This is a genomic window from Polaribacter sp. R2A056_3_33, from assembly GCF_019278485.1.
GTDB lineage: Bacteria > Bacteroidota > Bacteroidia > Flavobacteriales > Flavobacteriaceae > Polaribacter.
Genome location: NZ_CP058984.1, coordinates 3,802,490 through 3,828,026, shown reverse-complemented (window position 1 = coordinate 3,828,026; position 25,537 = coordinate 3,802,490). Strand labels below are relative to the sequence as shown.

General features: G+C 30.2%; 23 protein-coding genes. 15 read left to right on the top strand and 8 right to left on the bottom strand.

The window, feature by feature from the left end:
* Positions 1 to 8: 8 nt before the first annotated feature.
* Positions 9 to 425 carry a thiol-disulfide oxidoreductase DCC family protein gene (locus H0I29_RS16125; RefSeq protein ID WP_218753332.1) on the bottom strand — a complete coding sequence of 139 codons (417 nt, stop codon included), beginning with the start codon at positions 423 to 425 and terminating at the stop codon, positions 9 to 11.
* A gap of 244 nt (positions 426 to 669) precedes the next feature.
* On the opposite strand from H0I29_RS16125, the gene H0I29_RS16120 reads away from it, so the two are divergent.
* The 13 genes from H0I29_RS16120 (at position 670) to H0I29_RS16060 (ending at position 14,275) form a co-directional block, all read left to right on the top strand.
* Entirely contained in the window at positions 670 to 1,362 is a 693-nt protein-coding gene (locus H0I29_RS16120) for an ABC transporter ATP-binding protein (protein ID WP_068452426.1), read from the top strand.
* A gap of 2 nt (positions 1,363 to 1,364) precedes the next feature.
* Entirely contained in the window at positions 1,365 to 2,594 is a 1,230-nt protein-coding gene (locus H0I29_RS16115) for an ABC transporter permease (protein ID WP_218730548.1), read from the top strand.
* A gap of 2 nt (positions 2,595 to 2,596) precedes the next feature.
* A complete protein-coding gene (locus tag H0I29_RS16110) occupies positions 2,597 to 3,817 on the top strand; it encodes an ABC transporter permease (RefSeq protein ID WP_218730547.1) in 1,221 nt (406 codons plus the stop codon).
* A 35-nt stretch (positions 3,818 to 3,852) separates the two neighbouring features.
* Positions 3,853 to 4,962, top strand: coding sequence for an efflux RND transporter periplasmic adaptor subunit (locus tag H0I29_RS16105; RefSeq protein WP_218730546.1), 1,110 nt, complete (start codon positions 3,853 to 3,855; stop codon positions 4,960 to 4,962).
* A 253-nt stretch (positions 4,963 to 5,215) separates the two neighbouring features.
* Positions 5,216 to 5,776 carry an RNA polymerase sigma factor gene (locus H0I29_RS16100; RefSeq protein ID WP_218753331.1) on the top strand — a complete coding sequence of 187 codons (561 nt, stop codon included), beginning with the start codon at positions 5,216 to 5,218 and terminating at the stop codon, positions 5,774 to 5,776.
* Positions 5,763 to 6,578, top strand: coding sequence for a hypothetical protein (locus H0I29_RS16095; RefSeq protein WP_218753330.1), 816 nt, complete (start codon positions 5,763 to 5,765; stop codon positions 6,576 to 6,578). The genes H0I29_RS16100 and H0I29_RS16095 overlap by 14 nt, the downstream gene beginning before the upstream one ends.
* A 102-nt stretch (positions 6,579 to 6,680) precedes the next feature.
* Positions 6,681 to 7,769 (top strand): hypothetical protein, encoded by a 1,089-nt coding sequence (locus H0I29_RS16090; RefSeq protein ID WP_218753329.1) that lies wholly within the window; start codon positions 6,681 to 6,683, stop codon positions 7,767 to 7,769.
* A gap of 206 nt (positions 7,770 to 7,975) precedes the next feature.
* Positions 7,976 to 9,076, top strand: coding sequence for an alanine dehydrogenase (gene ald / locus H0I29_RS16085; protein WP_218730540.1), 1,101 nt, complete (start codon positions 7,976 to 7,978; stop codon positions 9,074 to 9,076).
* A gap of 288 nt (positions 9,077 to 9,364) precedes the next feature.
* Positions 9,365 to 9,706 (top strand): 30S ribosomal protein S6, encoded by a 342-nt coding sequence (rpsF, locus tag H0I29_RS16080; protein ID WP_105048729.1) that lies wholly within the window; start codon positions 9,365 to 9,367, stop codon positions 9,704 to 9,706.
* Between the two features lie 3 nt (positions 9,707 to 9,709).
* Positions 9,710 to 10,006, top strand: a complete 297-nt coding sequence (gene rpsR / locus H0I29_RS16075) for a 30S ribosomal protein S18 (RefSeq protein ID WP_068452452.1) — start codon at positions 9,710 to 9,712, stop codon at positions 10,004 to 10,006.
* A gap of 14 nt (positions 10,007 to 10,020) precedes the next feature.
* The gene (gene rplI / locus H0I29_RS16070) at positions 10,021 to 10,467 is read left to right on the top strand and encodes a 50S ribosomal protein L9 (protein ID WP_166384849.1); all 447 of its coding nucleotides are present in this window, start codon (positions 10,021 to 10,023) and stop codon (positions 10,465 to 10,467) included.
* Between the two features lie 100 nt (positions 10,468 to 10,567).
* A complete protein-coding gene (locus H0I29_RS16065) occupies positions 10,568 to 13,741 on the top strand; it encodes a carboxypeptidase regulatory-like domain-containing protein (RefSeq protein WP_218753328.1) in 3,174 nt (1,057 codons plus the stop codon).
* Between the two features lie 63 nt (positions 13,742 to 13,804).
* Positions 13,805 to 14,275 carry a DUF6495 family protein gene (locus H0I29_RS16060; RefSeq protein ID WP_218753326.1) on the top strand — a complete coding sequence of 157 codons (471 nt, stop codon included), beginning with the start codon at positions 13,805 to 13,807 and terminating at the stop codon, positions 14,273 to 14,275.
* A 201-nt stretch (positions 14,276 to 14,476) separates the two neighbouring features.
* On the opposite strand, the gene H0I29_RS16055 is transcribed toward H0I29_RS16060, so the two are convergent.
* Positions 14,477 to 15,403 (bottom strand): sterol desaturase family protein, encoded by a 927-nt coding sequence (locus tag H0I29_RS16055; RefSeq protein WP_218730537.1) that lies wholly within the window; start codon positions 15,401 to 15,403, stop codon positions 14,477 to 14,479.
* A gap of 252 nt (positions 15,404 to 15,655) precedes the next feature.
* Here H0I29_RS16055 and H0I29_RS16050 point away from each other — a divergent pair, with 252 nt between their 5' ends.
* Positions 15,656 to 17,452 (top strand): long-chain fatty acid--CoA ligase, encoded by a 1,797-nt coding sequence (locus H0I29_RS16050; protein WP_218753325.1) that lies wholly within the window; start codon positions 15,656 to 15,658, stop codon positions 17,450 to 17,452.
* A 59-nt stretch (positions 17,453 to 17,511) separates the two neighbouring features.
* On the opposite strand, the gene H0I29_RS16045 is transcribed toward H0I29_RS16050, so the two are convergent.
* A complete protein-coding gene (locus tag H0I29_RS16045; protein WP_218753323.1) occupies positions 17,512 to 19,884 on the bottom strand; it encodes a type IA DNA topoisomerase in 2,373 nt (790 codons plus the stop codon).
* A gap of 191 nt (positions 19,885 to 20,075) precedes the next feature.
* On the opposite strand from H0I29_RS16045, the gene H0I29_RS16040 reads away from it, so the two are divergent.
* Complete coding sequence (locus tag H0I29_RS16040) at positions 20,076 to 20,423, top strand: hypothetical protein (protein ID WP_218753321.1); 348 nt, start codon at positions 20,076 to 20,078, stop codon at positions 20,421 to 20,423.
* Positions 20,424 to 20,644: 221 nt separating this feature from the next.
* Here the strand turns inward: H0I29_RS16040 and H0I29_RS16035 are convergent, their stop codons facing one another.
* The 5 genes from H0I29_RS16035 to lysA form a co-directional block, all read right to left on the bottom strand.
* On the bottom strand, positions 20,645 to 20,791 hold the full coding sequence (locus tag H0I29_RS16035; RefSeq protein WP_218753319.1) for a hypothetical protein: 147 nt from the start codon (positions 20,789 to 20,791) through the stop codon (positions 20,645 to 20,647).
* An 18-nt stretch (positions 20,792 to 20,809) separates the two neighbouring features.
* On the bottom strand, positions 20,810 to 22,933 hold the full coding sequence (locus H0I29_RS16030; protein WP_218753317.1) for a Tex family protein: 2,124 nt from the start codon (positions 22,931 to 22,933) through the stop codon (positions 20,810 to 20,812).
* Positions 22,934 to 23,065: 132 nt separating this feature from the next.
* Entirely contained in the window at positions 23,066 to 23,578 is a 513-nt protein-coding gene (locus H0I29_RS16025) for a GNAT family N-acetyltransferase (protein WP_218755254.1), read from the bottom strand.
* Positions 23,579 to 23,591: 13 nt separating this feature from the next.
* Positions 23,592 to 24,203: a fumarylacetoacetate hydrolase family protein gene (locus tag H0I29_RS16020; RefSeq protein ID WP_218753316.1), complete on the bottom strand. Its 612-nt coding sequence runs from the start codon at positions 24,201 to 24,203 to the stop codon at positions 23,592 to 23,594.
* 95 nt (positions 24,204 to 24,298) lie between these two features.
* The gene (gene lysA, locus H0I29_RS16015) at positions 24,299 to 25,528 is read right to left on the bottom strand and encodes a diaminopimelate decarboxylase (RefSeq protein WP_218730530.1); all 1,230 of its coding nucleotides are present in this window, start codon (positions 25,526 to 25,528) and stop codon (positions 24,299 to 24,301) included.
* Positions 25,529 to 25,537: the final 9 nt, after the last annotated feature.

Here is a 25,537-nt window from a genome sequence, read left to right as displayed (position 1 = left end):
CTTTATTTTTAATCTAAAAATTTCGCATTTAATTCAGGTGTAGGAATCATGCAAGTTTCTTTTTTTCCAAACCATTTGTAACGGTTTTTGGCAATATAATCGTAGACATAATTTCTAAATCCTTCTGGTAAAAATAAAAAGATTTGACTTAGGCTCCAGATTCCTCCAAAGTCATTCATTATTTTTAAAGCTGCTGTAGATTTTATTTCATAAGAAACACCAGGTTCATACAAAACAATAGAATCAATTTTAGAAATATCAATTCCTAATTGATTGATGATTTCTTTCCCCTTATCAGACTGTAAAGCTGTAAATAAAAAGGTGTTTTTTGTATCGTATTTTATTACCTTTAAGACAGAATCATTGCATAAATTACAAACTCCATCAAATAAAATAATCTTTTTGTCTTCTGGTAAATCATTCATTTTGCATCTCAAAATTAAAGAAAGCAAAGATACTTTATCTTTTTTCGAAACCCATAAAAAAGAACTATGGTTTCTAAAGTAGTTTTCTCTATAATAAAATCTAAATATATCAGCAAAATTAAAAAAAATGTAATTTTCTTGTAACATTTTTTTTAATGAGGCGTCTTATGTTAGTATTCGAGTAAATAGGTCTTTTTTTTAAGGATATTTACTTTTAATATTTTAGCTTAAAATTAACCAACCAATGATTAGAATAGAAAAACTACACAAATCTTATCCGATAGGTAAAGATTCTCTACATGTTTTAAAAGGTATCGATTTACATATAAAAGAAGGCGAATTTGTTTCTATTATGGGATCTTCTGGTTCTGGTAAATCTACTTTATTAAACATTGTTGGTTTATTAGATGAACATGATGAAGGTGATTATTACCTAAACGGACAACTAATAAAGAACTTGAATGAAAAAAAAGCAGCAATTCTTAGAAATAAATTCTTAGGTTTTATTTTTCAATCATTTAACCTTATTTCTTACAAAACCGCTTTAGAAAATGTAGCGCTTCCTTTGTATTATAAAGGAATGGCAAGAAAAGAACGTTTAGAAAAAGCTTTAGAATATTTAGAAAAAGTAGGTTTAAAAGATTGGGCAAACCATTTACCAAACGAACTTTCTGGAGGGCAGAAACAGCGTGTAGCAATTGCAAGAGCGTTAGTTACAAAACCAAAAGTTGTTTTAGCAGATGAGCCAACAGGAGCTTTAGACTCTACAACTACAGATTCTGTAATGGATTTATTAAAAGACATTAATAATGAAGGAATGACGGTGTTTGTTATTACGCACGAGGAGGAAGTTGCAGAGCAAACCAAAAGAATTGTACGTTTAAAAGACGGTCTTATTATTAGTGATGAATATACAAATGTATCTAAAACAGTTTAATTATGTTTGATTTAGATCGTTGGAGAGAAATTTTTCAAAGCATTAGTAAAAATAAGTTGCGTTCTGCGTTGTCTGGTTTTACGGTTGCGTTTGCTATTTTACTTTTTACGTTACTTTTTGGTATTGGTAACGGACTTCAAAATACCTTTAAAAATGAATTTGCAAAAGATGCTATGAACTCCATTTATATTTGGAGTAATAACACCACAATAGCTTATAAAGGAAACCAAATAGGCAGAAGAATTCAGTTTAAAAATGATGATTTTACCTATATCAAAGAGAATTTTGGAGATAAAATTCAAACCATAAGTCCAAGAATTCAGAGATCTGAAAATGTTGTTTATAAAGACGAAAAAGATAACTACACCATTAGAGGTGTATATCCAGAATATTACGTGTTGGAATCTGCAGAAGTAACAGAAGGTCGTTTTTTAAATTATAGAGATATACAAGAAAGAGGAAAAGTTGTTGTAATTGGTAGAATGGTAGAAAAAGATTTGTTTGGTCAATTAAGCGCTTTTGGAAAACAAATAAATATAGGAGGAATTATGTATAAAGTTATTGGTGTTTTCTCTGATCCTGGAGGAGATAGTGATGAAAGATATATTTATACACCATTTTCTACAATGCAAAGAATGTATGGTAATAATGATTATGTAGATGAATTTGGAATTACATATAACCCGGATTTAAGTATCGATGAAGCCATTGCATTTAGTAGTAAGTTACACCGAGAATTAAAGAAAAGACACAATGTTTCGCCTAACGACCAAAGAGGAATTGGTTTAGATAACTACGCAACAAATAATAAAGAGGTATCTGGGATGATGTTTGGCTTAAGCATTTTAATTCTAGTAATTGGTTTTGGAACACTAATAGCTGGAGTTGTAGGTATTAGTAATATTATGGTATATATTGTTAAAGAAAGAACGAAAGAATTAGGAATTAGAAAAGCAGTTGGCGCAACACCAAGTATGATTGTTGCCATGATAATGCAAGAAGCTGTTTTTATTACGGCAATATCTGGTTATTCAGGTTTACTACTGGGAATAGGGATTTTAGAAATTGCTGGACCAAGTTTAGAAAAATACTTTATTTTAAATCCAAGTGTTTCTCAACCTGTAGTTATTGGAGCAACATTAACACTTGTTTGTGCAGGTTTAATTGCAGGATATTTACCAGCCAAAAAAGCAGCAAAAATTAAACCCGTGGTAGCATTAAATTCAGATTAATTATGAGATTTTTATTTGAAAAAGATACTTGGCAAGAAATTTACGGTAGTATTCGAAAGAATAAAACTAGAACTGCAATCACCATTTTTGGGGCATTTTGGGGAATTCTATTACTGGTAGGTTTATTAGGTGCAGCCAAAGGAATAGAAAATAGTTTTAATAGCATGTTTGGTAATTTTGCTACTAACAGTGTTTTTATGTCTGGGAGTAGAACTTCAATGCCTTTTAAAGGTTTTCAAGAAGGACGCCAAATTAGTTTAAGATTAAGTGATGTAGATAAAATTCGTTCAGAAATAGAAGGTATTCAGTTTGTAGTGCCAAGAAATGCAACTGGCGGGCAAGTGGTTCATGGTCTAAAGACTGGTAATTTCACCATTTTTGGAGATTTTCCTTTAATAGATGAAGTTCAAAAAAAGAACTTGATAGAAGGTCGATTTATCAATCAAAATGACATGGACGGAAACAAAAAGGTTTGTGTTATTAGTGAAGGTGTTTATAAAGAATTATTTGATAGAAATGAAGAGGCTATAGGTGTTTATATAAAAGTAAGTGGCATCAATTATAAAGTAGTTGGGGTTTATGAAACAAGTCAGTTTGAAGGGAAAAACAACATCCACATTCCTTTTAGTACCTTTAAATTAGTTTATAATAAAGGAGACAAATTCGAATGGATGGTTGTAACCGGAAAAGAAGAGTTTGATATCGTTCAATTAGAATCTGATGTAAAATTATTATTGAAAAATTTACATAAAATCCACCCAGATGATAACAGAGCATTTAGAGGATTTAATTTAGGAGAACGTATAAAACAAGTTACAGGTTTTTTAACAGGTATGCAGTTTTTAACATGGTTTGTAGGTATTGCAACCTTAATAGCTGGTGTTTTTGCAATTGGTAATATTTTATTGATTACTGTTAAAGAAAGAACAAAAGAAATAGGAATTAGAAGAGCTTTAGGGGCAACGCCAAATAAAGTTAGACAACAAATTATATTAGAATCGTTATTTTTAACGCTGTTAGCAGGTTCTTTAGGAATCATTGCTGGTGGATTAGTTTTAATGTTATTAGATAATTTTGTAGAATTTCTTGTAAATCCTACAGTAGATATTCCTATTGTTTTAATAGCATATGCAGTATTAGTATTTTTAGGAACATTAATAGGCTTTATACCTGCGTATATGGCAACGATAGTGAAACCAATAGACGCATTAAGAGAAGAATAAAAAAAAATCAACTAACAAGAATAAATAGAAGATAAATGAAAAAAGTAATCATTTTTGGAGGAATAGCTGTTGCATTAATAGCAGTACTAATTTGGTTTGGTAAAAAGAACAGTGCATCACCGATAGAGTACAAAACAGAAAAAGCTTTTAAAGCAACAATTGTTAAAAAAAGTGTTGCTACTGGTAAAGTTACTCCGTTAGAGGAAGTAGAGATAAAACCACAAATAGCAGGTATTATAGATAAAATTGTTGTGGAAGAAGGCGCAATTGTAAAAGCAGGAGATTTGTTAGCAACAGTAAGAGTTGTACCAAACGAACAGTCTTTAACAAGTGCAAAAGGGCGTATTAATTCTGTTCAAATTCAATTGAACAATACAAAAGTACAATACGACAGAAATAAAAAATTATTTGATAAAGGAGTTATTTCTCGTCAAGAATTTGAATCTCTAGAACTTTCTTATAATCAAGCAAAAAACGATTTACGTAACGCACAAAATGATTATCAGATTATTAAAAAAGGATCTGCAGGTTCTTCTGGTGCAAATACAAATATTAGAGCAACAACTTCTGGGATGGTTGTAGAAATTCCTGTTAAAAAAGGATATCAGGTTGTAGAAACAAATGGATTTAGTGCAGGTACCACAATTGCTACCATTGCAGATATGACTAAAATGATTTTTGAAGGAAAAGTAGATGAATCTGAAGTTGGTAAATTGGTAAAAGGAACAGAAATAGAAATTTCTTTAGGAGCTATCGAAAACAAGAAGTTTCCAGCAGTTTTAAACTTTATTGCACCAAAAGGAACAGAGGAAGCAGGAGCAGTTCAATTTAAAATTAAAGCGGATGTTTCTTTAGATGATGAGCATTTTATTAGAGCTGGTTACAGTGCAAATGCAGAAATTGTATTAGAAAGAAAAGACAGTGTTTTATCTATTAAAGAATCTTTATTACAGTTTGATAGAAAAACGGAATTGCCTTATGTAGAAATTAAAAATGCAGAAGGAACATTTGATAAGAAAGATGTAAAATTAGGAACGTCAGACGGTGTAAATGTTGAGATTTTAGAAGGAGTTACCAAAGATGATGATATTAAAATTTGGAATCAAACTTCTAAAGAAGATGATAAAGACAATAACAATAATTAAGAATTTTTAATATTCTATTTAAAAAAAGGGGCTCAGTTTTGAGTCCCTTTTTTTGTTTCTAGTAATTAAGAATGAATAATAATGTTCTTAATTTTATTAAAAATAAAATAATTTATTTTCATTTATTATTTGGAAAACAAGGGGTTTAAGTTTGGTTGGTGCGATAAATAAAATTTTTTTTTATCTTCAAGCAACCTTTTTAAGACTTCTGTAGTCTATATATTTGTAAGGCAGTTAAAACGAAACGAGAGGCTTGAAAATTATAAAATTACATAACAAAGAGAAATCGTTAATTAAAAAAGCGATAGACAACAATAGGGAAGCGCAACAACAATTGTTTGAGCAATATTCTCCTAAAATGTTGGGAGTTTGTAGGCAATATGTAAAAGATATGCATCATGCAGAAGATTTATTATTACAAGGCTTTTTAAAGGTTTTTACCAACTTACACAAGTTTAAACACGAAGGTAGTTTTGAAGGTTGGATTCGCAGAATTATGGTGAATACTTGTATTTCTTATCTCCGTAAAAAGAATTTAATTGATTTGTCAGACGAAGATTATGTCTTTAATGATGCAGCTACAGATAGTTTAGAAAACACGTCTGTAGAAGATATTCAGAAATTGATAGATCAATTGCCAGAAGGTTACAAAATGGTGTTTAATTTATATGCCATAGAAGGGTATAAACATTCAGAAATTGCAGAGAAATTAAATGTTTCAGAAAGTACCTCTAAATCGCAATTATTTAAAGCACGTAAATTATTGCAACAGAATTATTACAAAATGAATACAGTGAGTAATGGAGACAAATAATATAGATAAAAACATAAAAAATAAGTTTCAAAATAGAACGATCAATCCATCGGCTTCTGCTTGGGAACGTTTGTCTACAAAATTAGACGAGCAACCAAAAGCGAAGAAAAAAGGGTGGTTTTTTTATGTAGGAGCTGCGGCAAGTATTTTATTGTTAGTTAGTGTTGGTTTTCTGTTTTTCAATAAAAATGAAGATGTTAAACCAATAGAAATTATTGTTGAAAACCCAATAGATACGATTACAATTGATGCAAAAATAGATCAATTTATAAAAGAAATTCCTGCAGAAGAAGCAATTGTTAAGATTGATAAAGTAGAAGAGAAGCAAGTGGAGATTTCTAATAAAAATGTAGTTACAAAGGAGGAATCTAAAAAATCAATTAATAATTCTATAGTTGCAAACAATAAAAACAAAGTAATTCCGACAACGGAGGAAGTTATCGAAACAGTGGTAGCAGTATCTGAAGATCATCCGACGAAGGAGAAAACAATAAATAAAGAAACCTTAAAACAAGACCCTAATAGTAGCATAAAAATTAATAGTGATGATTTGTTATTCGCGGTAACACATTCGTCTACAGAAGTAAAGGAGTATTATGCAATACTAAATTTAACTAGAGAAGATGTTTTAAGTACGATTAAAAATGAGCTTAAAAACTCTAATATAAAAGTGAGTCCAGAAGCTATTTTGGCTGAAGTAGAACGCACTATTGGAGAAGAAGATTTTCAGAATAATTTCTTACAATCTTTAAAGAAAAGAGTAACAGATATTGCAACTGCTATTGCAAGTAGAAACGACTAAGTTAAATCACTTTTTGTTGCAGTAAAATTAAAAGACGTTTTAATTGAAACTAGTTTATGAAAGGATTTTATCAAGCAAAAACAATTTTTTAAAACATACAAAATGAAAAGAATACTACTAATATTAGTGTTGTTTAGTACAACTATTGCCGTATCTCAAGAAACAACTTTTGAGAAAGAAGTAAATAAAATATCTAAAAGGATAGAGCACATTACAGCAACTCAAAAAGATTCATTAAGAATAAAAGTGGTTGCTATTGATGAAAGGCTAGAAAAAGGAGAAATTACAAAAGTAACTTCTAACACTTTAAAGAAAGAGGTTGCTTCTTATCATGCTAGAAGAATTGAAAAGTTAATAGGAGAACAAGAGCGTTTGTTGCAATTATTGGTGCAAGATAAAACCAATGGTAGAATAGCGAGTTCAGATGAAGAAAGTGAGTTTGATGATGACAATAATACGTTTACTGTTGGAAAGAAAACATTTTCATTTAACTTAAATAATGATGATAAAAGTGAAAGAATAGAAAAGAGAAAAAGAAAAATGAATAGAAAAACTACATCTCAGTTTGTGTTTTCTATGGGGGTTAATAATGTATTAAATGACCATGAAGTATCTTCTTTAAATGATTCTGATTATAAATTCTGGCAGTCTCATTTTTATGAGTTAGGCTGGACGTGGAAAACAAGATTTACTAAAGAACCTTCTAAATTGTACTTTAAATACGGACTTTCTTTTCTTTGGAATAACTTACGTTTAGATAATAATAGTATCCATGTAAAAGATGGCGATATGACAGAAGTTCAGGTCTTTGATAATAAATTATCAGAAAGCAGATTGCGTCATGTACAAATGAATTTTCCGATGCATGTAGAGTGGGATTTTTCTAAAAATAAGACGGATAAAGATGGTTTTGTAAAAGATAGAACAAACAGATCGGTTCGTTTAGGTCTTGGAGGTTTTGTTGGTTTTAAATTAGGAACAAGACAGTATTTAGAATACAAAGATGAAAACAATGTTGAAGTTGAAGAAGTGCAATTCAATAATTTTAATATGAATACTGTTAACTATGGATTAAGTGCTTATGTAGGTTATAGATCTACTAGTTTTTATGTGAAATATGATTTGAACCCATTGTTTAAAAATACCGAAACTAGAAACATTTCTATGGGAATTCGTTTAGATTTAGATTAAATCGTTAAAGATAATATTAGTGATGTCAATTTTTTGTGAGTTTTATTGAGTATTTGATAATTTTAATGAATAGAATTTTGGTTTAAATCATTTTAAAATAATAAAAAATAGGACATCAGTAAAAATAACAATTTTTATTTTTTTTGTTAAAATACAAACAAAAAGACTGTAAATTTACTTGCTTAAAACATCTAAATTAAGCAATAATGAAAGTTGGAATTCCTAAAGAAATTAAGAATAACGAAAGTAGAGTTGGTATGACACCTGCAGGTGTTTTTGAGTTGACGAAAAAAAATCATACTGTTTACGTACAGTCAACAGCAGGAGAAGGAAGTGGTTTCTTTGATGCAGATTACATTAAGGTAGGAGCAACTATTTTACCTACCATAGAAGAAGTTTACAGCCAGAGTGAAATGATTGTAAAGGTTAAAGAACCAATTGCTTCGGAATATCCTTTAATTAAAGAAAATCAAATTGTTTTTACGTATTTTCATTTTGCATCGTGCGAACCTTTAACAAACGCAATGATAGAAAGTAAATCTATTTGTATTGCTTATGAAACGGTAGAAGATAGTGAAGGAACTTTACCCTTATTAACACCAATGTCTGAAGTTGCAGGAAGAATGGCAATTCAGCAAGGTGCTAAGTATTTAGAAAAACCAATTAAAGGACGTGGTATTTTATTAGGTGGTGTACCAGGTGTTGCTCCAGGAAAAGTATTAATTTTAGGAGCAGGAGTTGTTGGAGTACAAGCAGCAAAAATGGCAGCAGGTTTAGGTGCTCATGTAACTATTATGGATATTAATATGAAACGTTTACGTTATGTAAATGATGTATTACCAAACCATGTTACAACAGCTTTTTCAAGTGAATATAGTATTAGACAATTAATTAAAACACACGATTTAATTATTGGAGGTGTTTTAGTAAAAGGAGGAAAGGCTCCAAAATTAATTACTAAAGACATGCTTAAAGACATGCGACCAGGTACTGTTATAGTAGATGTTGCTGTAGATCAGGGTGGATGTTTTGAAACTACAAAAGCAACAACACACGAAGATCCTACTTATATTATAGATGATGTAGTACATTATTGTGTGGCAAATATGCCAGGAGCTGTACCTTATACTTCTACAATTGCATTAACAAATGTAACATTGCCATATATTTTAAATATCGCAAACAAAGGATGGGAAGAAGCGTGTGCTACAGATGTATCTCTAGAAAAAGGATTAAATATTATAAAAGGAAAAATTGTTTATAAAGAAATTAGCGAAGCTTTTCATTTAGAGGCTTTTGAAGTCTAATTTTAACTAGAATATTTTTGATAAACCTCTGGTGTTGTTTTGTGTTTCAACCTAGAGGTTTTATCAACCTTTTTTTTGAATTACACTTTTATAAATAAAAATTTAATTCTTTAGAAATATATCTAAGAATTTTACTTTTGATGTAAAGAAATAGAAGTATCTACATTTTTTTACCTAGAATTTTCCACTTTTACTTAAAGTTGATAAGAATAACTGTTATATATAACGCTAGTTATAAAAAAGTTATTATATTTGCAGCCTTAAAAATAAACAATAAATATTTAATTTATGAATCATTACGAAACTGTTTTCATTTTGAATCCCGTTTTATCTGATACTCAGATAAAGGAGACAGTACAAAAATTCGAAGATTATTTAGTTTCCAAAGGAGCTGAAATGATCTCAAAAGAGAATTGGGGCTTAAAGAAATTAGCATATCCAATCCAAAAGAAAAAAAGTGGTTTTTATCACTTATTTGAGTTTAAAATTGCTGGAGAAGAAATCTCTGCATATGAGTTAGAATTTAGAAGAGATGATAGCGTTATGCGTTACCTAACTGTTAAATTAGACAAACATGCAGCTGCTTGGGCAAAAATTAGAACTGAACGTGTTAAATCTACAAAAAAATAAGAAATGGCATCAATAGAACAACAAGCAAAAGGCGGTAAATCTGCTGACGTTAGATATTTAACACCATTAGATATAGACACTAAAAAAGAAGCTAAATACTGTAGATTTAAGAAAAAAGATATCAAGTATATCGATTTTAAAGATGCAGACTTCTTAATGTATTTAGTAAACGAACAAGGTAAAATTTTACCAAGACGTTTAACAGGAACTTCATTAAAATATCAACGTAAAGTTGCGCAAGCAATTAAAAGAGCGCGTCATTTAGCGTTAATGCCTTACGTTGGAGATATGTTAAAATAATAAAGAGGTAGAACATGGAATTGATATTAAGACAAGACGTAGAAAATTTAGGATTTAAAGATGATATCGTAGACGTGAAAAACGGTTATGGTAGAAACTTCTTAATCCCTACAAGACAAGCAGTTTTAGCTACTTCATCTGCAAAGAAAGTTTTAGCAGAGAATTTAAAACAACGTGCTTACAAAGAAGCTAAATTAATTGAAGACGCTAATGTAATAGCAGAAGCAGTTAAAGGATATGAAATTAAAATTGCATCTAAAGTTGGTTCAGGAGACAAATTATTTGGTTCTGTAAACAACATCGATTTAGCTGCAGCACTTGCAAAAGCAGGAACAGACTTAGATAAGAAATTTATTAAGGTTGTTGGTGGTTCTGTAAAAAGATTAGGTAAATATGAAGCTTCTGTAAGATTACACAGAGCAGTAGTTGCTGAAATTTCTTTTGAAGTTATTGCTGAATAAATAACAATTGTTAAATAATTGTTAAGAACTAAAAGTCTACTTTAACGAGTAGACTTTTTTTTTGCTTTATTTTTGGTTATATAAACTTAAATCCAAAAACATGAAGCAAAAATTATTTTTTTTATGTTCATTTATTTTAATGTTTAGTTTTGTTGCAAACGCACAAACAACAACATCAAAAATTAACGGAACTATTACGGACAATTCTGGAGAACCATTATTCGGAGCAACTATTGTTGCTTTGCATACTCCTACAGGTACTGTATCTGGTACAACAGCACAAGATAATGGTAGATACGCGCTATCTAACTTAAGAATTGGAGGTCCTTATACGATTACAATTAGTTATCTAGGTTTTAAATCTAATAAGATAACAAATATCTTTTTAACCTTAGGAAAAACCTCAAATATTGATGTTGTTTTATCCGAAGATAGTAATACTTTAGAAGAAGTTGTAATTAGTTCTGGTAAAAATGCTGTTTTTAATAACGATAGAACAGGAGCGCAGACCAGTATTAGAACTAAAGATTTAAAGATATTGCCAACGATATCTAGATCGGCATCAGATTTTACACGTTTAGACCCTTCTGCTTCAGGTGGATCTTTTGGAGGAAGAAATGACCAATTTAATAACTTTACATTAGATGGTTCTATATTTAACAATCCATTTGGTTTAGATGCAGCAACACCTGGTGGGCAAACAGCTTCTCAACCAGTATCTTTAGATGCGATTGAGCAAATTTCTGTTTCTACTGCACCTTATGATGTTACTTTATCTGGTTTTACAGGTGCTTCTGTAAATGCAGTAACCAAAAGTGGAACAAACACAGTAACAGGAACTGCTTACGGATATTACAGAAATCAAGATTTTACAGGAGGTAAAATTAAAGGAGAAAGTATTTTTGTTCCTAAATTATCACAATCTCAAGTAGGAGCTAGTGTAGGCGCACCGATTATAAAAGATAAATTATTTGTTTTTATAAATTTCGAAAAAGACAATAGATCAGATTTAGGTCAGTCTTGGTTACCTAACACGGGGTCGGGAGCTATTAATGAGTCTAGAGTTTTAAAATCAGATTTAGATGAAGTTCAAAGCGCATTAGCAGGTATTGGTTACAGTACCGGTGCTTATGAAGGTTTTACCCATGACTCTAACAGTACGAAAGGGTTATTTAAGTTAGATTGGAATATCACCAAAGACAATCGTTTATCATTTGTCTATAATTTTTTAAATGCCTCTAGAGATTTGCCAGCGCATCCAACAGCACTAGGTTTTAGAGGTCCAAGTTCTCAAATGTTACAATTCGAAAATTCTGGATATCAAATTAATAATAATTTAAATTCTTTTTTACTTGAATTAAATTCTACTGTTACAGATAATATAACAAACAAGTTTCAAGCAGGATATACACATTTCGATGATTTTAGAAGCCCTAAATCAGCACCTATGCCAGCATTTAGAATTCAAGATGGTAACGGAGGGAATTATATAATTTCAGGTCATGAACCTTTTTCAATTAACAATACATTAGATCAAAAAGTTTTTCAAATTACAAATAACTTAAATATCAGTAATGGGGACCATAACTATACAATTGGTTTTTCTTTTGAAAAATTTGAATTTGAGAATTCGTTTAATTTAGGAGCATATGGTTTTGGAGATGCAAGAGGTTATGTTGGTGCATTTGGTGGAGATTTTGCCAATATGGATGCCTTTAGAACAGGAGTTTCTAATGGTCTTTTAGCTGATGCAATGGCTGCTGCTCAAAGCACATTTACAACTAATAACGCCAATGATTCTTGGGCTTTAGCAGAAACAAATGTTGGTCAGTTTGCTTTTTATGTACAAGATGATTGGAATATAAACGATAATTTTAAATTATCATATGGTGTTCGTTTTGATAAACCTTTATTTTTTAATTCTGCAGATAAAGCACAAGATGTTATAGATAAAAGTTTTTACTTACCTAATAATCCATACACAGACCCTTCTACAGGAGAAACAGTATTATTTGATTCAACTAAAATGCCAAATAACAACTTCTTAGTTTCACCAAGAATTGGTTTTAACTGGGATGTAAATGGAGATAACTCTTTACAATTACGTGGTGGTTCTGGCTTATTTACAGGTCGTTTTCCTTTTGTTTGGTTAGGTAACCAAATAGCAAATCCTAATGTATATTTCTATCAAGTAGTAGATCCAGATTTTAAATTTCCACAAGTTTGGAGAACAAGTTTAGGAGCAGATGTAAAATTAAAAGATGGTACTATTTTAACTACAGACCTTTCTTATACAAAAGACATTAATGGAGCACATGTACAAAACTGGGGGTTAAAAACACCAACCGGAACTTTAGCAGGAGGTATAGACAACAGATTAGTATACACAGATACAGATAGAAGTCCTAATTGGGGAGGTCCAAATGATAAATCAAATGCTTACGTATTTACCAACTCTGATAAAGGAAGAACTTTAAATGCATCCTTAAAAGCACAGAGAAATTTTGATAATGGATTGTATTTAATGGCAGCTTATAATTACTTAAATTCTAAAGATGTAAACTCTATTGAAGCAGAAATAACTGGAGATGCTTTCGATTTTAATCCAGTTTTATCTAATGCAAATGATGCAACATTAGCACATTCTAAATATGGAGATACACATCGTTTTATTGCGGTAGCTTCTAAATCTTGGAATTATGGAACAAATGATAAATGGACAACAACAATTTCTTCTTTCTATGAATTGGCAAAAGGAGGTCGTTTTAACTACACATACGCAGGTGATCTTAATAATGATGGTTCTAACTTAAATGATTTAATTTACATACCAACAGATAGCGAAATAGATGCAATGACATTTAAAGCACCAGTAAATACTGGAGACTTATCTATTCAAGATCAAAAAGATGGCTTAAGAAATTATATCAATCAAGATGATTATTTAAGTGATAGACAGGGAGAATATGCAGAACGTTATGGAGCATTATCACCTTGGAGAGGAAAAATGGATGTAAAATTTATTCAGAATTTAAAATTAGGAAACAATAATTCTTTAGAGTTTACTATAGATATTTTAAATTTTGGTAACTTATTAAACTCAAACTGGGGCTTAGTGCAACAACCAGATGCAGTACAGTTATTAGGTGTTACTGTAGATAATACAGGTTTACCAACCTATAGTTTTAATTCAGACTTAAAAGAAACTTTTGTATATAATTCTACGTTACTTTCTAGATGGCAAGCACAAGTTGGTTTAAGATATTCTTTCTAAATCAATAAAGAATTCAGATATTTGAACCGCCCATAATTGGGCGGTTTTTTTTTACCATAAATTATGAAATATAGACAACTTACCAAAGAACAATTCGAAAGCTTACACGAAGATTTTGCCCGTTTTTTAGCAACCCAAAGTATAGACGTTAAAGAGTGGAATCAAATAAAAGAAAAAACACCAGAAGTTGCAGAAGAGGAGATGAATGATTTTTCTGATGTTGTTTGGGATAATGTGCTAACAAAAACAAATTACGTAGAACATTTTTCTAAAACCTCTGTAAACCTGTTTAAGTGTGATGCAGAAGAAATACATAGAATTGCTATTAAAGTTACTTGGGATATTAATTTATTAGAGCAAAAAGGATTTGAATGGTTGATGCAAAACCCTATGGATAATTCTGTAGAGATTTTTAAAGGCACAAAACCTTATAATAAAGAGGACCGAAATAGCGAAATTTTCGATTTAATAGAAAAAGGAAGTTCTATTTCTAAAGGAGAGATTTTTGAGTTTTTTAGTCAAATAACTTCTTAGTTTTATAGAAGCTATTTCCTCTTTGGAATTTATCTTGAGCGAAGTATAAAGACGGCATCTTTTTCGTGCCTCAAAAAGTATGATGTTTTAGTTAGGGCTAAGTTTAATTGCCTATTAACTGATTTAACTAAAAAAGGAATCTCAAATTTATTTTGAGATTCCTTTTTTTTTAGTTGAAAAGTTTTACTTTTTAAACAAATATTATTCTTCTTGTAAAGCCTTACGGGCTTGTTTAATGGTTAGTGTGCTTCCATCATGACTCCAACCTGGTGCGGCAAATGCATACATAAATTTATGATACCAGTTTTTAGATTTTTTCATATCATTCCAAATATCTTTATATTCATGTGTTAGAATAACAAATGGATTATAAGAATTTGGTGGATGCGTAACTCCATATTTGATGTCAATATTTTCGTCGAATTCTTTAAAAGTACCAAACATTTTATCAAAAGTATTTAAAAATCCACCATGATTTTTATCCATATACTCAAAATTTTGAGCATGATGCACTTGGTGCATGGTATGCGTATTTAATATTTTATCTAAGAAGCCTAATTTACCAATGTAAACGGTGTGTAATTGAAATTGCCACAAAGCCTCTATACCTAAACAAACTACTAACATTTCTGGAGGAAAACCAATAGCAACAATCCAAACATAAAAGAAAGGTTTGTAAAGAATGGTAAACCATCCGTTTCTAACGGCAGTTCCTAAATTAAAATTGTCGGAAGAATGGTGTACAATATGTGCCGCCCATAAAAAACGAACATTATGATTTTGTCTGTGAAACCAATAATAACTAAAATCGTCTAATACCTGACAAATAAGCCATATATACCAAGCATAACCAAAAGATTCGTACCCCATAATATTTGTACGAACTCCATCAACTAAAGGATTGAATATTTCATAGACAAAACTAAAAAGTACAATTGCCGCGATTGTTTTTGTTAAAGGAGCTAGAATAGCAGAACCAATACCCATGGTAAGGCTAGCCGCTAAATCTTTCCATTTATAAATTTTCTTCTTTTCTTCTTTTTTATTGTGCTTACTATATGTTAATTCGACTAAAATAAGTGCTAAGAAACATGGTACACCATATACTAGTGGGTTTGTAAAATCCATTTACTTTTTTAAAATTTTTGATAAAACTAAGGTAAAATATGGAAACAGCTATAGGTTTTATCATTAGTTATTGTTAAAAATATAATAAAAAGTTTAAAAAGGAAAATATTAATTTTTAATCTGTAAAAATTTAATAAAAAAAATGAAATTATAAACTGGTTTTGTATTTCATTAACATTAATATATGTACAAGTCATTGAAATATTCGTAAATTTGATGGTTATAAAATCCTTATTTTAAAATAATCGAAAGATGAATTATAAACATTTACTAAAAGTAATTAAAGATAACACTAGTCGATTTACAACTAAAGAAGCTGTTTTTTATAAAGATGAAGCTTCAAAAAATTGGAAAGGTATTTCTTGGGATTCTTTTTATTTTCAAATTCAACAAGTTTCTAAAGCTTTAATCAATTTCGGAATTAAAGAACAGGACAATATTGGTGTTTTTGCTCAAAATATGACCGAGTGGATTATAGCAGATTTAGGGATTATGGGGGTAAGAGCCGTAACGATTCCTATTTACGCAACAAACTCTCAAAAGGAAGTTGAATACGTTGTAAATGATGCAGAAATTAGTGTGTTGTTTGTTGGTGATCAAGAAGAATTTGATAAAGTAGAATTAATATCTGAAAATAATAAATATCTAAAATTAATAGTAGCCTTAACAAGTACTGTAGATTTAAGAGGTCATAAAAACGCTGTTTATTTTACTGATTTTATAAATGCAGAATTTCCAAAAAGTATTGAAACAGTTTTAGAAAAGCGTCATTTAGATTCTAAATTAGATGATTTAGCAAGTATTATTTATACTTCTGGTACAACAGGAGAACCTAAAGGTGTAATGTTAGATCATAATAATTTTGCATCCTCATTAAAAGCACATGAAGCAGAATTAGATGTTGATGAAAATGATGTTTCTTTAAGTTTTTTACCTTTAAGTCATATTTATGAACGTAGTTGGGTGTTTTTCTGTCTACAACAAGGAATTCAGGTTTATTTTAATCAAGACCCTAAAAAAATAGCAGATGTTTTAAAAGAAGTAAAACCAACATTAATGTGTACGGTTCCTAGAATCTTTGAGAAAATTTTTGCTGCTATTCAAGAAAAAAGAAAAGAAGCTTCACCTACTAAAATGAAATTAGCAAGTTGGGCATTAGGGGTTGGAAATAAATACCATAATAAGTATCAGCGTCTTGATAAAAAAGTACCAGCTATATTACAGCTAAAATATAAAATAGCAGATAAATTGGTGCTTAGTAAATTACGTGATGTCTTTGGTGGAAATATAAAATTTATGCCTTGTGGCGGAGCACCTTTAGTGCCAGACATGGTTTCGTTTTTTCATTCTTTTGCATTAAATATAAAATGTGGATATGGTTTAACGGAAACAACTGCTACCGTTACGTTATTCGGAAATCAGTTTTTTGAATTTAATTCTGCAGGTAAGCCAATTTCTGGAACTGAAATTAAAATTGGCGCTAATGATGAAGTTTTGGTAAAAGGTCCTGGTGTTATGAAAGGATATTATAAAAAACCGGAAGCTACTGCTGAAGTTTTTGATAATGGTTGGTTTAAAACAGGCGATGCAGGAAAAATTGATGAATTAGGAAACTTAGTAATTACTGATAGAATTAAAGATTTAATGAAAACTTCTGGAGGTAAATATATTGCTCCTCAAAAACTTGAAATGGCTTTAGTTAGTGATTCTTTTATTGAGCAAATTGCAGTAATAGGAGATCAACAAAAGTATGTTACGGCTTTGGCTGTACCAAGTTTCGAAAATATTAAAAAATATGCTGAAGAGCATAAAATTAGTTTTAAAGATATAGAAGATTTGATTGCTAATAATCAAATTAAAACGATGTTAGAAAAACGTTTTGAAGAATTACAAAAAGAGTTTTCTAAGTTTGAAAAAATTAAGAAATTTACTTTATTACCGAAAGAGTTTAGTATTGAAGCCGGAGAAATTACAGCAACTTTAAAATTAAAACGTAAAGTAATTTATAAAAAATATAAAGCACTTATTGATAAAATGTATGCTGAGTAAGTAGTGTTTTACTTATTGGCCGTATAAAGCGCATTTCGAAATTATAAATCGTTTAAAATTTAAGCACTTATAATTTTTATAACCAAATCTTTAGTCAATGGTTTTCCATTGGCTATTTTTTTGATGTTTTCAAAGGAGAAAACGAAATCACATCCATTTTTATAGTTAGAACAACCATACGCCGTTTTTCCTTTTAAAATTGTTCCTTGCTTACATTTTGGACACGTAATTTTATCATTGTCATTACGAGGAGTTTTCGACGAAGTAATCTCATTATTATTAACAGATTGCTTCGTTTCACTCGCATTGACGTTTTGTTTGGGTTCTAATTTCAATTTAAAGTCATCATCAAAACGTATTAATCCTTCAACAGCACCTGCATCTGTTTTAAAACCTTTTAAATTGGTGGTGCAACCTTTATCAACCAATCGTATTAATTGATTTTCAGAAACCTTTTTTCCGTAAATTTCAAAAGGAATTTTTAAATCACAATTGTTTTTATATTCAGAACACCCAAAGGCAGAAGAACCTTTTAAGAGTTGTCCTTTTTTACATTTCGGGCAAGTTTTTCCTGCTACTTGTTTTTTTGTTGATTTTTTAGTTTTTGATTTAGAAGAACTCTCAACTGCATTCGAACTGACAGGTGGAGTAGAAGTAATTCGTTTTTTAGTAGTGTTAGAACGAACCTCATAGACCAATTGATCTACCATTTTTTTCATGTTATTAATAAAAGTTCCTGCATTGAATTCTCCTCGTTCAATTTCTTTTAAACGTTTTTCCCAACGTCCTGTTAACTCCGCAGATTTCAATAATTCGTTGTCAATAATATTAATTAAATCAATTCCTGTTTGTGTTGGTAAAACCAATTTTTTCTTACGTTCAATATATTTTCTTCGGAATAAAGTCTCTATAATACTTGCTCTTGTAGAAGGTCTTCCAATTCCATTTTCTTTCATTAATTCACGTAAATTTTCATCATCTACTTGTTTACCTGCGGTTTCCATGGCACGTAATAAACTAGCTTCTGTAAAATTTCTTGGTGGTTTTGTTTCCTTCTCTAAAAACGAAGGTTCATGAGCTCCTTTTTCTCCTTTTACAAAAGAAGGCAAGGTCATTTGCTCGTTTAATTCTTTCTTAATTTTGCTTTCTTCGGTTTCAAAAGCAACGCGCCAACCTTTGGTTAAAATTTCTTTTCCGGTCGTTTTAAAAGGTACTTCTGCAGCTTTACCAATTACAGAGGTATTAGAAACATCTGAATCTGGATAAAAAACACCAATAAACCTACGGGTAATAATATCGTACACCTGTTGCTGATTGTATTGCAAATTCCCTTGGATTCCTGTAGGAATAATAGCATGGTGATCTGTTACTTTTTTATCATCAAAAACACGTTTTGATTTCTTTATTTTACTACCTAAAAGAGGTTGTGTTAATGCACTGTAGTTTGTTAACTTAGATAAAATTCCGCCAATTTTAGGATATACGTCATTTGGTAAAAAAGTGGTATCAACTCTTGGGTAGGTAACAACTTTCATCTCATATAGCTTCTGAACCATTTTTAAAGTTTCATCCGCAGAAAAACCAAATTTATTATTACAATATACTTGCAAGCCTGTTAAATCAAAAAGTTTAGGAGCATATTCTTTTCCTTTCTTTTTGGTTACAGAAACAATTTCAAAGTCAGATTCTTTTACTTTATTCGCTAAAACTTCACCATCTTCTTGTTTTAGAAAACGACCATCTTCATAATTAAAAAGTGTATTTCTGTATTTTGTTTGTAATTCCCAATAAGGTTGTGGTTTAAAATCTCTAATTTCAAAAAAACGATTAACCAACATCGCTAGGGTAGGAGTTTGCACTCTACCAACAGATAATACTTGTTTGAATCCACCAAACTTTACGGTATACAAACGTGTTGCATTTAAGCCTAAAAGCCAATCTCCAATAGCTCTAGAATATCCGGCATAATATAAATTATCATATTTTTCTGCAGGTTTTAAGTTTTTAAATCCTTCTTTTATAGCTTCTTCTGTTAAGGATGAAATCCATAAACGCTGAACTTCTCCTTTATAACCAGCCTGATTAATTACCCAACGCTGAATTAATTCTCCTTCTGTCCCGGCATCCCCACAATTGATGACAACCGTTGCTTTATCAAATAAAGCTTTTACAATATTGTATTGTTTCCTAATTCCTGCATCGCCTGTAACTTTGGTATCAAAACGTTCTGGAAGCATTGGTAAATTATTCAAATCCCAACTTTTCCAATGCGGTTTGTAATCTTTAGGTTCTAAAAGTGTACATAGATGTCCGAAAGTATAGGTTACCGCATAACCGTTTCCTTCATAGTAACCATCACGTTTTGTGTTGGCTCCTAGAATATTAGCAATTTCTCTTGCTACAGATGGTTTTTCGGCAATACAGACTTTCATTTGTGTTTTTTGTGAATTCGAAATTAAGAAAATTATTAAGAATACTGATTCGTTTTTTTGAAAGAAAATAGAAAATTAAAATTGAAGATAGCATTCTAAATTTTCAATTATAATATTATGTGTATATAATAATAGAAAGAAGCGTATTTTAGAAATGGTTCTTAAATATTAAAATATCTTTCTGATAAATTATGCAAATTATCAAATTAAGTGAAGCAGAAGAAATAAATGACTTCACAAAAGTATTAAGAGTTGAAAAAGGTGTTATCTACCTATTTCACGAAAACAATAAAGTAGTAAACAGTTGCTTTGTTGAAATGGAGGATAAACTTTTAAAAGAAACTAAATTATTGAATTTAAGTAATTTAAAATTAGGTGAAACTGAAGAAATAAATGGCTTTACAAAAGTACTTAGGGTTGAAAAAGGTGTTTTTTATCTATTTTTAGAGAACAATAAAGTAATAAACAGTTGCTTTGTTGAAATGGAGGATAAGCTATTTATTGAAACTAAACCTTTTAATAGAATAGACCTTAGGTAAGTACTTTAATGGAGAATATAGTTTTTTTCTTAATTCTATATTCTCTATTATTTTATTTTTTAAGGACGATTTTACTTCATCAAAGCTAATTGAATTCGTTTTTTCGCTATATCAATTTCTAAAAATTCACAATAATTGTGAAGGAAAAAGAACAATGATTTTTTACCTTAAAATTAGGAAACAAAAAAAACTTTTTTTTTAAAAAAATCGAAGGAAATATATTACTTCAATTTTGAGAGTTCTTTTTTAACATCGTCCCAAGTTGTTTTTTTCTTTTTGTTAGATTCATTAACTTCTTGTTGTATCTCATTCTTTTGAGAATCCGTTAAGTCATCCCAAAGATCATTTTTTTCTGTTTTCTTAGTCATTTTATAAAGATAAGAATTTTACTTCACCAAAGCCAATTGAATTCGTTTTCTAACCACGTCAACCTCTATTACTTTTGCTATAATTTGTTGTTGTAGATTTACAATTTCACTTACATCTTTTACAAAAGTATCCGATAAATTAGAAACGTGAATTAAGCCACTTTCTTTGATTCCAATATCTACAAAGCAGCCGAAATTGGTAATATTATTTACAATTCCTGGTAAGAGTTGCCCTATTCTTAAATCGGCAATCGTTTTAATGTTTTTATCAAAAGAAAATACTTTCGCTTTTTCTCTTGGGTCCAAACCTGGTTTTTCTAATTCTTTAATAATATCTTCTAGAGTAGGCAAACCAATAGTTTCTGTAATATAATTTTTCAGGTTTATTTTCTGAATTAATTCTTTGTTACCAATAAACTCAGAAACTTTTATGTTATTATCTTTAGCCATTTTATCAACCAAAGCATAACTTTCTGGATGCACGCCAGAATTATCTAACGGATTTTTTCCTTTTTTAATTCGTAAAAAACCAGCAGCTTGTTCGTATGCTTTTCCTCCTAAACGAGGTACTTTTTTAATGGCATTTCTAGAAGTAAAAGAACCATTTTCATTTCTATGATTTACAATGTTTTCGGCCAATTTAGGTCCAATTCCAGAAACATAACTCAACAAAGATTCACTTGCAGTATTAATGTTTACACCAATGGTATTTACACAACTTTCTACGGTTGTATCAAGAGATTTTTTTAGTTTTGTTTGATCTACATCATGTTGATATTGTCCAACCCCAATTGATTTTGCATCAATCTTAACCAATTCAGCCAATGGATCTTGCAACCTTCTTCCGATGGAAACAGAACCACGAACAGTAACGTCAAAATTTGGGAATTCATCTCTTGCAATTTTAGAAGCGGAGTAAATAGACGCTCCAGCTTCACTTACTACAAATACATCAACCGGATGTTTAAATTCAATTTTTTGTATCAATTGCTCCGTTTCTCTTGAAGCAGTCCCGTTTCCAATAGCAATAGCTTCAATTTTATGCGCTTCTGCTAAAGAATTTATTTTTTTGATGGCTTCTATGGTTTGATTTTGTGGTGCATGCGGAAAAATAGTTTCATTATGCTCTAAATCTCCTTGCTCATTTAAACACACAATTTTACAACCAGATCTAAATCCAGGATCGATTGCTAAGATTCTTTTTTCGCCTAAAGGAGCACCTAAAAGTAATTGCTTTAAGTTTTTAGAAAATACGGTTATAGCATCTTCATCTGCATTTTCTTTTGCTAATGATAATCTTTCGTTAGATAAAGATGGATACAATAAGCGTTTATAAGCATCTTTTATAGCGAGTTCTATTTGTGGAGTGCATTCGTTTTGCGTACGAATAATTCGTTCTTCCATTTTTTGAATGGCTCTTTCTGTATCAATCTCTATTTTAACACGGATAAAACCTTCATTTTCTGCTCTTAAAATTGCTAAAAAACGGTGTGATGGAATTCTACTTAAAGATTCGCTCCAATCAAAATAATCTTTAAATTTCTGCGCTTTTTCATCTTCAGACTTTGTTTTTATTACCTTAGATGAAATTGTAGCATAACGTTCTAATTCGCGTCTAATATTATTTCTGATATCTGTGCGCTCATTAATCCATTCTGCAATAATAAATCGTGCTCCTTCAAGTGCATTATCAATAGTTGCAACTTCCTTGGATGTGTATTTAGATGCAGTATGTTCTAAGTTGTTTACACGCTGACTTATGATCATTTTTGCCAGTGGTTCTAAGCCTTGTAAACGAGCTGTTTCTGCTTTTGTTTTACGTTTTTTCTTAAATGGTAAATACAAATCTTCTAAAGCAATTAAATCTCTAGAAGTAGTAACTTTTTGTTCTAATTCTGATGTTAAAACATTTTGTTCTTCTAATGCTTTTAAAATGGCTTTTTTTCGCTTTTCTAAGACCTCAAAAACTTCTTTAAATTTAACGATTTCTCCAATTTCTACTTCATCTAAATTACCTGTCATTTCCTTTCTATATCTACTTATAAAAGGAATTGTAGCATCTTCATTTAACAATGAAATAGTGTTTTCTACAGATTTAGAAGAAAGTTGTGTTTGCTGAATTATATATTGAAGGATTTGCATTTTTTATTTGAATTTTATCAGAAAAAATAAACCTCATAAAAATGAATTTATGAGGTTGCTAATATAATAGATTTTTGTCTCCTTGAGCGTAGTGAAAAGGTTAAAAAGTTCTAGACTGCACTCGAATAGACATTATGAAATTACTTTCTCAAAAGCCAATCTTTTTGCATTGTAATTGGTGTAAATTATTCCACAATATTGGTAGCCTAATTTTTTGATTAAAGATTGCATTCCGATATTTTCTTCATGTGTATCTATCTTTAAACTTTTTACTTTTTTATCTTTTAATTGTTGATGAAATTCATCAAATAGAAAAGTAGCTAAACCTAATTTTCTAAATTCCTTTTTAATCGCCATTCTATGAATAACTCCGTATACTTCTGTTTCATCAATACTCCAATTACCATCAATAATTTTATAGGTTGGTTCTGGGTTTGTAGTAAACATAGAGGTTGCCATTACTTGATTTTCATCATTTATAACAACGTAACTTTCGCCTTTTAGAATATCATTTTCTATTTGCGCTGTATTTGGATATCCGTTTTGCCATTGATCAATATGTAAAGATGCTAAAAGTTCTTTGGCATCGTTAATAATAATCATAATTTCTGAAACGTCTTCAATTTTAGAAAGTCTAATTTTCATCAAAAAAAATAAATTATATCATTTTAAAATCTAACAACAATTCTCCGTTTACAGAACATTGTAATTGATCTCCTTTAAAAATTTCTCCTTTACCAAGAGCAGGTGTTCCTGTAAAAATTAAATCTCCAGCTTGTAACGTCATGTACTTTGATATAAACACAATAATATCAGCAAAATCGTTAATCATATAAGCCGTATTACTTTTTTGTTTTTCTTCTCCGTTAATTTTTAAATCGAAATCGATATCTGCTAAATTATAATCAGCAACGGGTTTAAAACTAGAAATAGGTGCAGCGCCATCAAAACCCTTTGCAAAATCCCAAGGATGTTTTGTTTCTCTAGCATCTTTTAAAATATCTGTTGCCGTATAATCGATACCAACAGCAATTTCAGAAATGTAAGAATTAGCGTCTTCTTTAGTAATGTTTTTTCCTTCTTTACCAATTTTAACAACAAGTTCAACTTCGTAAATTAATTCGTTTGTTATGCTACTTGGGTATTCCACATCACAATTAACAGCCAAACTACTTTCTGGCTTAGAAAAGATAAATTTTTTACCTTTCTTTTTGTCTTCGATATCTTTTAAGTCGGTAACGTAGTTGCTTCCAATTCCTAATATTTTCATTTTAAATTTGTTTTAAATGTAGAAGGTAAATTTAATAAAAAAATCCACCAAAAAATATATTTTCTGATGGATTTATAACTTGTTTAAAAGCTTTTCTAAGCTTCTACTTTTTCTGTTTTAGAAAAATCTACTACAACTTGGTTGTGTAAAATATCTTGAATAGTTTGTCTTTTTCTAATAAGGTAATCTTTTCCTTTATGCACCATAACTTCTGCAGGAATATAACGAGAATTGTAGTTAGACGCCATTGAGAAACAATATGCACCAGCATTGTGGAAACATAATACATCTTCTTCAGAAATTTCTGCAATTCTTCTATTTGATGCAAACGTATCCGTTTCACAAATATAACCTACTACTGAGTAATAACGATCTCTTCCTTTTGGGTTAGAAATATTGGTAATGTGGTGGTAAGAATCGTACATCATTGGTCTTACCAAGTGATTGAAACCAGAATCTACATGTGCAAAAACGGTAGAAGTTGTCTGTTTAACAACATTTACTTTCGCTAAAAAAGAACCTGCTTCAGAAACTAAAAATTTACCAGGTTCAAACATTAAAGTAATGTCTTTCCCATAATTTGCACAAAATTCATTGAATCTTTCTGATAATTGCAAACCTAATTGCTCTATATCTGTAGAAATATCTCCTTCTTTATAAGGAACTTTAAATCCACTTCCAAAATCGATAAAATCGATGTTTTCGAATTGTTTAGCTACATCAAATAAAATATCAGAAGCACGTAAAAAAGTATCGATATCTAAAATATCAGAACCAGTGTGCATGTGAATTCCGTTGATGTTCATTCCCGTATTTTCTACCACACGTTTAATATGAGGTACTTGGTGAATCGAAATTCCGAATTTAGAATCGATATGACCCACAGAAATTTTAGAATTTCCACCCGCCATAATATGTGGGTTGATACGTACACAAACAGGAATATCTGGGTGTTTTTGTCCGAATTGCTCTAAAATAGAAAGGTTGTCAATATTAATTTGAACACCTAATTTAGCAACTTGTTCAATTTCTGATAAAGAAACACCGTTTGGCGTGTAAATAATATCGTGAGGCTCAATTCCTGTTGTTAAACACAATTGTACTTCTTGAAAAGAAACAGTATCTAAACCAGAACCTAAGTCTTTAAAGAACTTTAATATATTAATATTAGAAAGTGCTTTTACAGCATAATTTAACTTTAAACTTTTAACACTACTAAAAGCATTTGTTAGTCTGTTGTATTGAGATTCTATTTTATCTGTATCGTAAACATATAACGGACTTCCGTATGTATTTGCTAACTTAATTAATTGTGCGTTTTTCACTTTGTTTTA

Coding starts and splice junctions, on each gene's coding strand:
- H0I29_RS16020 (WP_218753316.1), bottom strand. CDS start 24,203: ATGAAAATATTAGGAATTGGAAGCAACTACGTTACCGACTTAAAAGAT.
- H0I29_RS16120 (WP_068452426.1), top strand. CDS start 670: ATGATTAGAATAGAAAAACTACACAAATCTTATCCGATAGGTAAAGAT.
- H0I29_RS16125 (WP_218753332.1), bottom strand. CDS start 425: ATGAATGATTTACCAGAAGACAAAAAGATTATTTTATTTGATGGAGTT.
- H0I29_RS16110 (WP_218730547.1), top strand. CDS start 2,597: ATGAGATTTTTATTTGAAAAAGATACTTGGCAAGAAATTTACGGTAGT.
- H0I29_RS16030 (WP_218753317.1), bottom strand. CDS start 22,933: ATGCAAATCCTTCAATATATAATTCAGCAAACACAACTTTCTTCTAAA.
- H0I29_RS16045 (WP_218753323.1), bottom strand. CDS start 19,884: ATGAAAGTCTGTATTGCCGAAAAACCATCTGTAGCAAGAGAAATTGCT.
- H0I29_RS16065 (WP_218753328.1), top strand. CDS start 10,568: ATGAAGCAAAAATTATTTTTTTTATGTTCATTTATTTTAATGTTTAGT.
- rpsF (WP_105048729.1), top strand. CDS start 9,365: ATGAATCATTACGAAACTGTTTTCATTTTGAATCCCGTTTTATCTGAT.
- H0I29_RS16115 (WP_218730548.1), top strand. CDS start 1,365: ATGTTTGATTTAGATCGTTGGAGAGAAATTTTTCAAAGCATTAGTAAA.
- H0I29_RS16035 (WP_218753319.1), bottom strand. CDS start 20,791: ATGACTAAGAAAACAGAAAAAAATGATCTTTGGGATGACTTAACGGAT.
- H0I29_RS16050 (WP_218753325.1), top strand. CDS start 15,656: ATGAATTATAAACATTTACTAAAAGTAATTAAAGATAACACTAGTCGA.
- H0I29_RS16055 (WP_218730537.1), bottom strand. CDS start 15,403: ATGGATTTTACAAACCCACTAGTATATGGTGTACCATGTTTCTTAGCA.
- H0I29_RS16105 (WP_218730546.1), top strand. CDS start 3,853: ATGAAAAAAGTAATCATTTTTGGAGGAATAGCTGTTGCATTAATAGCA.
- H0I29_RS16090 (WP_218753329.1), top strand. CDS start 6,681: ATGAAAAGAATACTACTAATATTAGTGTTGTTTAGTACAACTATTGCC.
- H0I29_RS16095 (WP_218753330.1), top strand. CDS start 5,763: ATGGAGACAAATAATATAGATAAAAACATAAAAAATAAGTTTCAAAAT.
- H0I29_RS16060 (WP_218753326.1), top strand. CDS start 13,805: ATGAAATATAGACAACTTACCAAAGAACAATTCGAAAGCTTACACGAA.
- rpsR (WP_068452452.1), top strand. CDS start 9,710: ATGGCATCAATAGAACAACAAGCAAAAGGCGGTAAATCTGCTGACGTT.
- H0I29_RS16040 (WP_218753321.1), top strand. CDS start 20,076: ATGCAAATTATCAAATTAAGTGAAGCAGAAGAAATAAATGACTTCACA.
- ald (WP_218730540.1), top strand. CDS start 7,976: ATGAAAGTTGGAATTCCTAAAGAAATTAAGAATAACGAAAGTAGAGTT.
- H0I29_RS16025 (WP_218755254.1), bottom strand. CDS start 23,578: ATGAAAATTAGACTTTCTAAAATTGAAGACGTTTCAGAAATTATGATT.
- rplI (WP_166384849.1), top strand. CDS start 10,021: ATGGAATTGATATTAAGACAAGACGTAGAAAATTTAGGATTTAAAGAT.